13 protein-coding genes are annotated in these 7,089 nt (G+C 51.5%); 7 read left to right on the top strand and 6 right to left on the bottom strand.

Annotated features, from left to right (window positions below; genetic code table 11):
- Window positions 1–70 precede the first annotated feature (70 nt).
- A complete protein-coding gene (gene tnpA / locus A3OI_RS0118110; protein WP_018405622.1) occupies window positions 71–391 on the bottom strand; it encodes an IS66 family insertion sequence element accessory protein TnpA in 321 nt (106 codons plus the stop codon).
- Window positions 392–649: 258 nt separating this feature from the next.
- Here tnpA and A3OI_RS0118105 point away from each other — a divergent pair, with 258 nt between their 5' ends.
- The 4 genes from A3OI_RS0118105 (at window position 650) to A3OI_RS0118085 (ending at window position 2,662) form a co-directional block, all read left to right on the top strand.
- Window positions 650–964 (top strand): hypothetical protein, encoded by a 315-nt coding sequence (locus tag A3OI_RS0118105; protein WP_018405621.1) that lies wholly within the window; start codon window positions 650–652, stop codon window positions 962–964.
- A gap of 572 nt (window positions 965–1,536) precedes the next feature.
- The gene (locus tag A3OI_RS0118095) at window positions 1,537–1,815 is read left to right on the top strand and encodes a type II toxin-antitoxin system RelE/ParE family toxin (RefSeq protein ID WP_007349587.1); all 279 of its coding nucleotides are present in this window, start codon (window positions 1,537–1,539) and stop codon (window positions 1,813–1,815) included.
- A gap of 10 nt (window positions 1,816–1,825) precedes the next feature.
- Window positions 1,826–2,113: a HigA family addiction module antitoxin gene (locus tag A3OI_RS0118090; RefSeq protein WP_007349588.1), complete on the top strand. Its 288-nt coding sequence runs from the start codon at window positions 1,826–1,828 to the stop codon at window positions 2,111–2,113.
- 219 nt (window positions 2,114–2,332) lie between these two features.
- Complete coding sequence (locus A3OI_RS0118085) at window positions 2,333–2,662, top strand: HigA family addiction module antitoxin (RefSeq protein ID WP_018405619.1); 330 nt, start codon at window positions 2,333–2,335, stop codon at window positions 2,660–2,662.
- A 74-nt stretch (window positions 2,663–2,736) separates the two neighbouring features.
- Here A3OI_RS0118085 and A3OI_RS0118080 read toward each other — a convergent pair whose 3' ends face one another.
- Both A3OI_RS0118080 and A3OI_RS0118075 read right to left on the bottom strand, forming a co-directional pair.
- Window positions 2,737–3,009: a BrnA antitoxin family protein gene (locus tag A3OI_RS0118080; protein WP_018405618.1), complete on the bottom strand. Its 273-nt coding sequence runs from the start codon at window positions 3,007–3,009 to the stop codon at window positions 2,737–2,739.
- Window positions 2,984–3,295 carry a BrnT family toxin gene (locus A3OI_RS0118075; RefSeq protein WP_018405617.1) on the bottom strand — a complete coding sequence of 104 codons (312 nt, stop codon included), beginning with the start codon at window positions 3,293–3,295 and terminating at the stop codon, window positions 2,984–2,986. The genes A3OI_RS0118080 and A3OI_RS0118075 overlap by 26 nt, the downstream gene beginning before the upstream one ends.
- 171 nt (window positions 3,296–3,466) lie before the next feature.
- Between A3OI_RS0118075 and A3OI_RS0118070 the strand changes: the two genes are divergently transcribed.
- The 3 genes from A3OI_RS0118070 (at window position 3,467) to A3OI_RS0118065 (ending at window position 4,575) form a co-directional block, all read left to right on the top strand.
- Window positions 3,467–3,757: a type II toxin-antitoxin system RelE/ParE family toxin gene (locus A3OI_RS0118070; RefSeq protein ID WP_026224289.1), complete on the top strand. Its 291-nt coding sequence runs from the start codon at window positions 3,467–3,469 to the stop codon at window positions 3,755–3,757.
- Between the two features lie 9 nt (window positions 3,758–3,766).
- Window positions 3,767–4,057: a HigA family addiction module antitoxin gene (locus A3OI_RS22445; protein ID WP_081622979.1), complete on the top strand. Its 291-nt coding sequence runs from the start codon at window positions 3,767–3,769 to the stop codon at window positions 4,055–4,057.
- An 80-nt stretch (window positions 4,058–4,137) separates the two neighbouring features.
- Complete coding sequence (locus A3OI_RS0118065) at window positions 4,138–4,575, top strand: acyl-CoA thioesterase (RefSeq protein WP_018405615.1); 438 nt, start codon at window positions 4,138–4,140, stop codon at window positions 4,573–4,575.
- A 70-nt stretch (window positions 4,576–4,645) separates the two neighbouring features.
- Here A3OI_RS0118065 and A3OI_RS0118060 read toward each other — a convergent pair whose 3' ends face one another.
- From A3OI_RS0118060 to A3OI_RS20840, 3 genes are all read right to left on the bottom strand, one after another.
- Entirely contained in the window at window positions 4,646–5,704 is a 1,059-nt protein-coding gene (locus A3OI_RS0118060; protein ID WP_018405614.1) for a betaine/proline/choline family ABC transporter ATP-binding protein, read from the bottom strand.
- Between the two features lie 11 nt (window positions 5,705–5,715).
- Window positions 5,716–6,750 (bottom strand): ABC transporter permease, encoded by a 1,035-nt coding sequence (locus A3OI_RS0118055; protein ID WP_026224288.1) that lies wholly within the window; start codon window positions 6,748–6,750, stop codon window positions 5,716–5,718.
- Between the two features lie 101 nt (window positions 6,751–6,851).
- Entirely contained in the window at window positions 6,852–7,031 is a 180-nt protein-coding gene (locus tag A3OI_RS20840; RefSeq protein WP_456085390.1) for a hypothetical protein, read from the bottom strand.
- Between the last annotated feature and the right edge of the window lie 58 nt (window positions 7,032–7,089).

The following is a 7,089-nucleotide window of genomic DNA, read 5'->3' as shown; positions in this document are numbered from 1 at the left end:
AAATCAACGGGGGCTCGGTACAGGTAAATCTCTGGCAACGACAAGGACGGGCGTAAANATCGGTGGCGCATCACAGCTGTCTCAAAACAGCGCCGAGCAACTCGATGTTGCCGGCGCGCAAACCAGTGATGGAGACACCACCAGGCAGTGACACAGTCAGGTTATCGGCTCCGCCGATGCCAGCGCCAGGAGCAGAAACGACCCGAGCGAACCCGGTGGTCGCTTGTTCCTGCTGCAGACAGTCCTCAGTCGGAGCCAGCTTCCGGCGCCAGTAAACGAATTGATGATAAACCAGTGACTGTTGCTTGCAGTAAGCGCTGCCGGACACGCCTGAGGCTTCCCAATCAGTAATATGCTGTTGCCAGACGTGTGCTCGTTCGGTTGGGGTCATGCTGATTCCTCATGGAATGGGTGAGGAAATCAGTGTGTGCAATCGGCGAGCCGAAATGTAGGTGCTGATTTATTGGCGCTTACACTTAAGACATTGGGTTATGAATGGGTGGAAGCATATGAGAAAAACAGTCGCATATCATAATATTCGTACCAGTCTAAAAGCACTTCAAAAAAGTGGCTTTCATTTCTTCAATAACTTTTTTTATGGTATTGTCGAATATGTCGCAGTTAAAAAATCAATTTAAGGAAGAGAAAGATGAAAAAATTAATACTAGCAATAGGAGTAACAGTCGCTTTAACGGGTACGGCTCAAGCGGCTGATGAGAGTTGCGCAGACTTTTTAGGTACAATAAAGTCTAATGACATTAAAAAAGTATTTGATAGTTATATGTCAGGCATTAGTGATATGGATATGGTAGATGAGGTCACATACCGCAAACGATTTTTAGACGCTCCTAGTGAGGGTGAATCTAAAAACGGTCAACAATGGATGATTCAACGTGCTTATGATAAGTGTAATAGATCTAACCTATCAACATCATTGGCAGATGTAATAAAAGTAACAATGTAATGATAGTTAGTTATAAAACATAGTCAATCGTTCCTGCACTTTTAAGTGTCATAAACGGATTAGCATTGAGTTATGGTTAGAACTGGTGTTTAAGGATTTGAAAAGAAGCGGCGTATCTGGTTGATTGGTAATCGCCAAACAACCCACCCACCATAGGGACGCCATCATGACGAAGAGTAACGTGATCGACCTGGCAGGTCGAGAAGAGGACAAGGATCCATTGACTGCATTGCTGCGAACAGGAGCCAGGACACTCATTCAGAAGGCTGTAGAAGCGGAACTGAAAGAGGTCCTGGAAAGCCACCGTGATCGACGCCTGGAAGACGGCAGAGCCGGCGTGGTTCGCGAGAGAGTGCCGCGAGAGAGTGCGAGAGAGTGCCGGGGTCAGGTCTTGCGTTTTGCCCCTGCTTGGCCCTTTCGTTGTAATCGCCTCATTCTATCCCGCCTCAACTAGACCATGGAAGGAGCCAGGGAATGGCCAGACCGCCGCGCCTACCCTCATTCCAAAGTCGTGAATGCGGAGGGTGTTATGTGCTTTTGACACCCGATACGTTACAGGGTACATTCAAGGAATGATTCGAAGCTTCAAACACAAGGGCTTGGCTAAATTCTTCAAGTCCGGCAGCACCGCAGGGATTCAGGCCGCTCATGCAAAGAGGCTTCGGCTTATTCTCGGTAGGCTAAACGCAGCGTCAGACGTTAATGATATGGACTTACCAGGCCTTCGACTGCACGAGCTCTCGGGGAATCGCACCGGAATTTGGTCAGTGACGGTCAGTGGTAACTGGCGAGTGACGTTCTGGTTTGAGGACGGAGATGCCGAGATAGTGAATTACGAAGATTACCACTGAGGTACCGCCGATGTTGATGCACAACCCTCCCCACCCGGGTGAAGTCTTGCGAGAGCTTTGTCTGGAACCCCTTGGCTTGTCTGTAACGGCTGCCGCAGAAGCATTGGGGGTAAGCCGCAAAACTCTGAGCGCCGTGCTGAACGGCAAGGCTGGTATTAGTCCCGAAATGGCTATTCGGCTTTCTATCGCGTTTGATACCTCGGCAGAGAGTTGGCTGAACCAGCAGTCTCAATATGAACTCTGGCATGCTGAGCAACATCGCAATGAGCTGAAGGTTAAGAAGCTTGTCGCTGCCTGAAGCAACACATGACCAAGAATAGTTCCCATGACCAAGAATAGTTCCAGAATAGTTCCGGGGGGTCAGGTCTTGCGTTTTGCCCCTGCCTTGCTCTTTCGTTGTAATCGTCTCATTCTGTCTCGTCTCAATTAGAACCACGGAGGAGCCAAGGAATGGCTATTCGGCTTTCTATCGCGTTTGATGCCTCGGCAGAGAGTTGGCTGAACCAGCAGTCTCAATATGAACTCTGGCATGCTGAGCAACATTGATCCCGTAACGCCAGGCGAGTTACTGAAAGAAGAGTTTCTTGAGCCGATGGGCATTTCTCAATATCGCCTCGCTAAAGAAATTGGCGTGCCTGCCCAGAGAATAGGCCAGATTATTGCGGGTAAGCGTTCAATAACCGCAGACACTGACCTGCGACTGTGCCGCTTCTTTGGTTTGTCCAATGGGTATTGGCTGCGGACTCAGGCAGCCTACGATACAGAGATTGCGGAAGAGGCTCTTGAGGGTCAGTTGAAAAATATTCGTCCGTGGAACTCCGTGTCGGAAATTGGGCACAGGGCATAACCAACGGCTGCACAACGACCGATTTTCCGTCGTTTCGCGGCTTCAAACCGGCGCGTGAGCCGGGCGTTAGCACTTCAGGCCCGGCGGTTGTCGTTCACATCGTCCGCAAGCCAAGCCTTGATCAGCGATTGATAGGGCATATCTCGCTTATTAGCCTCGATTTTGATCCGGTCAAGTAGAGTTTCGGGCAAGCGGAGAGAGATAGTCTTGGTTGAGGGCTTCAACTTCGGAAAGGACGCCGATTTTGCCTGACTCCAATCCACGTAGTCCGAGGAGTCGTGAGCCTCCCAGAACTCTCGCTCTTTTGCTTCTGTTTTGAACTCAGGAGTCTTTTTTAACTTGCTCATAAACAGCCCTCTCTTTGCGGTGCATGTCGCGAGCGGAAATTACTCGAATCAGGGTATCGTTATGCCTTAGCGTGAAGGTAATGTGCAGCAGTCTCGCATCATCTGTTTCACCAAGGGCATGTAAACGGGCTTCGGTCTGGCTATGCTTGGAGTCTTCCAGCACCAGGAGCGGCTCATTAAAGAAAATGGCTTCCGCCTCAGGCTGGCCGACGCTGTGCTTCCCCGAATTTTTTCGGGAGTTGCCTTCGTTCCAGTCAAAGCCAGCAATTTGTGCCCAATTCATCATGAATGTATATTATCAACATATACGCAGACGTCAACAAGTGCTAACCAATGCAGGCACGGTGACGCCCTTTTCATTGCGCCTTCGGCTCCATTCCAAGGGCGCGCATGCTGCTAGCGTTACGCACATCAACTCTGATTTGCATGAATGCCGTGTATCCATTAATGTGTCCTTATGATCCATTCTTTTGGAAACCGTCTCACGGAAAATCTTTACCACGGCGTGAGCAGTGCAAAGGTTCGCAGGATGCCTAGCGATATCAAAGAGCCGGCGCTCTATAAGCTCGATATTCTGAATGCTGTCGGGTCATTGGAGGAGCTCCGATCTCCGCCAGGCAATCGGTTGGAGGCTCTGAAGGGAGACTACGTTGGCTTCTATAGTATTCGTGTCAATTCTCAATGGCGTATCGTTTTTCGATGGCAAGGCGCCGGAGCCTACGAAGTTAAGATTGTTGACTATCACTGAGGTGTCCCCATGATTCCAACTCACAGAGTAAGTACACATCCCGGCATTATTTTGATAAAGGAGTTCCTTGAGCCTTTAGGGTTGAGTCAAACCGCCTTAGCTGAGCATCTGGGTATTTCTGTTCAGCGTGTAAACGAGATAGTCCGCGGCAAAAGAGGAATAACCCCCGAGACAGCCTGGTTGTTCGCAAAGGCGTTCAACATGTCCCCCGAATTTTGGCTAAGCCTGCAGTCAGCTCACGACCTGTCTTCGCACCGTCCTTTGGTTGAAATTTCACCGTTGGTGTCAACAAGTGCGTAATCGGGTAGCCGAGGGCATCTAACCCTCAGCCCCCACAACACCCTGCATGCGGGTCCGCACAGGGCGTTTCACTTAGGATAGTGAAGCTTGATCCAACCATTCAACCACTTCATCTTACCTTGCTTAAGCATCTTGATGAAGTGGCCTATGCGTGCGCCAGCCGGTATGCAGGTGCTTATGTCGTTACTCTGTCGGTCGACCAGGTTATGTTTCTTCAACCCGTTCATGTGGGCGAACTGGTGACCTTTCTGGCCAGCGTTAACTACACCGGGCGCACGTCAATGGAGGTGGGCATTAAGGTGAGCACGGAGAACATCCGTGAAAAACTGGTCAGGCATACCAACAGCTGCTTTTTCACCATGGTGGCGGTTGATGAAAATGGAAAATCCGTCGAAGTGCCCAAAATGGAACCCGTCACTGATGATCAAATCAGGCGATTTGCGAACGGCCAGGAACGCCGTGCGATTCGTGTTGAGTTAGAGGAGCGCTACAGGGCACTTCATCGTCCGGGGGCATAGCAGGCACTGCAAAACTCGAAAACCGGGCAGGCCTGATTCTGAAGATCAGAGCTGCCCGGTTTTCGTTCTTTCAATAATGCGAGCGGGTGTCGCCTTCTGTGCTTTCGGTAGGCACCAGAGCTTTGAACAGGTCTTGGACCTCCAGAACCCCGACTTGCTTGCCTTTACGAACCACGCGATAGATGAGGCTGGTGTCGCCTCCAGACAGTGCAATCACTGATTCCAGGTTGTCTCTTTCACCGATATCGCCGGCCACGTTGTCAGGCGCTTCCGTGGTTTTCTTCATGATGGACCGAACCCGCAGTACCCGGGCACGATTGATGTCGCTGATAAAGTTGACGATGTAAGGATCGTTCGGGTGCATCAGTATTTCTTGCGGCTCACCCTGTTGAACAATATAGCCTTCTTTGAGTATCACCAGGTGGTCTGCCAGTTTCAGTGACTCATCCAGATCGTGGGTAATGAAGACGATGGTCTTCTGCAACTCGTCCTGTAGCTCCAGCAGCAGGTCTTGCATATCTGACCGTATCAGCGGGTCCAGTGCCGAGAAGGCCTCGTCCATCAGCATGACCGGTGAGTTAGAGGCCAGTGCCCGGGCGATACCAACGCGCTGTTGCATACCACCAGACAACTGGTGCGGGTACTGGTATTCGTTGCCTTCCAGACCCACGCGGGCGATCCATTTTTTGGCTTCCGCTTCGAATTCCTCAATTTTATGGCCGCGCACGGAAAGCGCCATCCCGGCGTTTTCAAGGACCGTTTTGTGCGGTAGCAGCGCGAATTTCTGGAACACCATCGACATGTGTTCCCGACGCAGCTTGCGCAACTGGTCTTCGTCAAAGGTTAGCACGTTCTCGCCATCCACTTGAATTTCACCGGCGGTGGGTTCGATCAGCCGGTTGAGATGTCGGATGAGCGTGGATTTTCCGGAGCCCGACAGGCCCATGATGACGGTGACATGGCCCTCGCGTATATCCACGTTAATATCCTGAAGGCCCAGCACGTGCTGGTGCTGTTCGAGCAGTTCGGCCTTTCCCATGCCCTGTTTCACGTATTCAAGGGCAACGTCGGGAGTAGGGCCGAAAATCTTGTACAGGTTCCGGATTGAAATCTTGATGTCCCGATCCACAATGCTTTTCCTTACTGTTTTTGCGAGGCGTTAATACGCGCCAGCGATGCTTTGGTTACCCGGTCCAGAATGACCGCCAGAATAACGATGCCAAGACCCGCGACCAGGCCAACGCCGAGTTCCAGGTTGCGTATGCCCTGAAGTACCAGCACGCCAAGGCCGGGCGCCGAAACCAAGGAGGCAATAACAACCATGGCCAGGCTCATCATGATGGTTTGGTTCACCCCTGCCATGATGTTGGGGAGCGCCAGCGGAATCTGTACCTTGTACAGCATTTGCCGGCTGGTCATGCCGAAGGCATTCGCCGCTTCAATCACGTCTAGGTCCACCAACCGGATGCCAAGGTTGGTCATGCGAATAACGGGCACAATGGCGTAAAGAATGATGGCGATGCCGTACAGTTTGGACTCGGTCACGCTGAACAGAAAAATCAGCGGGATCAGATACACAAAAGGAGGCAGGGTCTGCAGCATGTCGAGTACCGGGACTGTCAGCCTCTGCATCATGTTATTTCGGGACATGGCGATACCAATAGGTACGCCCAGCAGTACACAGATGAACGCGCAGACAAATATAATCGCCAGCGTCTGCATGGCGTATTCGTAGTAGTCGATGAAGGCGAGCAGGCACAGGCTGCCAGCCACGAAGCCGACCAGCTTCCAGGATTTGGTGACAAACAGAACAACCGCCAGCAGAATCGGAATAACGATCCACCATGGCGTAGTGATCATGCCGTAAAGAGCACCATCAAGGGCCCAGCTCAAGGGCTGGGTAATGGGGTCCAGCACAATGCTGAGATTGTCTTTGACGGCAAGGAAACCTTGCTCCAGCCCTTGGGTTAAATCTCGGGACTGGGGGAAGGCTGCGCAAGAGTCATTGAGTGCATCCATGGATGGAAACGGTATTTCCCAGAGGGATGGCGTATCGGCTTCCGTACCTTTGGATTTGTTGAGTAATGCGGCCATCGACATGGGCGCGTCGCTCTTGCCTTCAGCGCACCACTCTGTGAGTCCGAGCGATGAAAATAGGAAGTCGTAGGTTGCCATGAGCGTTCAATATTCCTTGCGCATTCAAAGTGAGGTATCGGGTATGGCTTTTTTTGGCCGGATAAAAAAAGAGCCGGCGAACCGGCTCTTATTAAAAACGTCTACTGGCCAAGTACGTTGGCAAGTCGTTGACTGGCTGACTCGTTCAACCAGCTAGACCATTCATCGCTGTTGTTGCTCAGGAAGTAAACGGCAGCCTCTTCGGCGGAGGCGTTATTTTNATCCATCCAGGCCAGCAGAGCACTCATGGTACTGGTCTTGAAGGTCATCTTGCCCAGCATCTCAACCACTTCCGGCTCGCGATCACCAAAGCTGGTTGTGACTGCGGTCAGAATGGTG

The sequence above is a fragment of the Marinobacter gelidimuriae genome, assembly GCF_000372805.1.
Lineage (GTDB): Bacteria > Pseudomonadota > Gammaproteobacteria > Pseudomonadales > Oleiphilaceae > Marinobacter > Marinobacter gelidimuriae.
The sequence above is the reverse complement of the archived record's forward strand: the minus strand, read 5'-3'. Positions and strand labels throughout refer to the sequence as shown.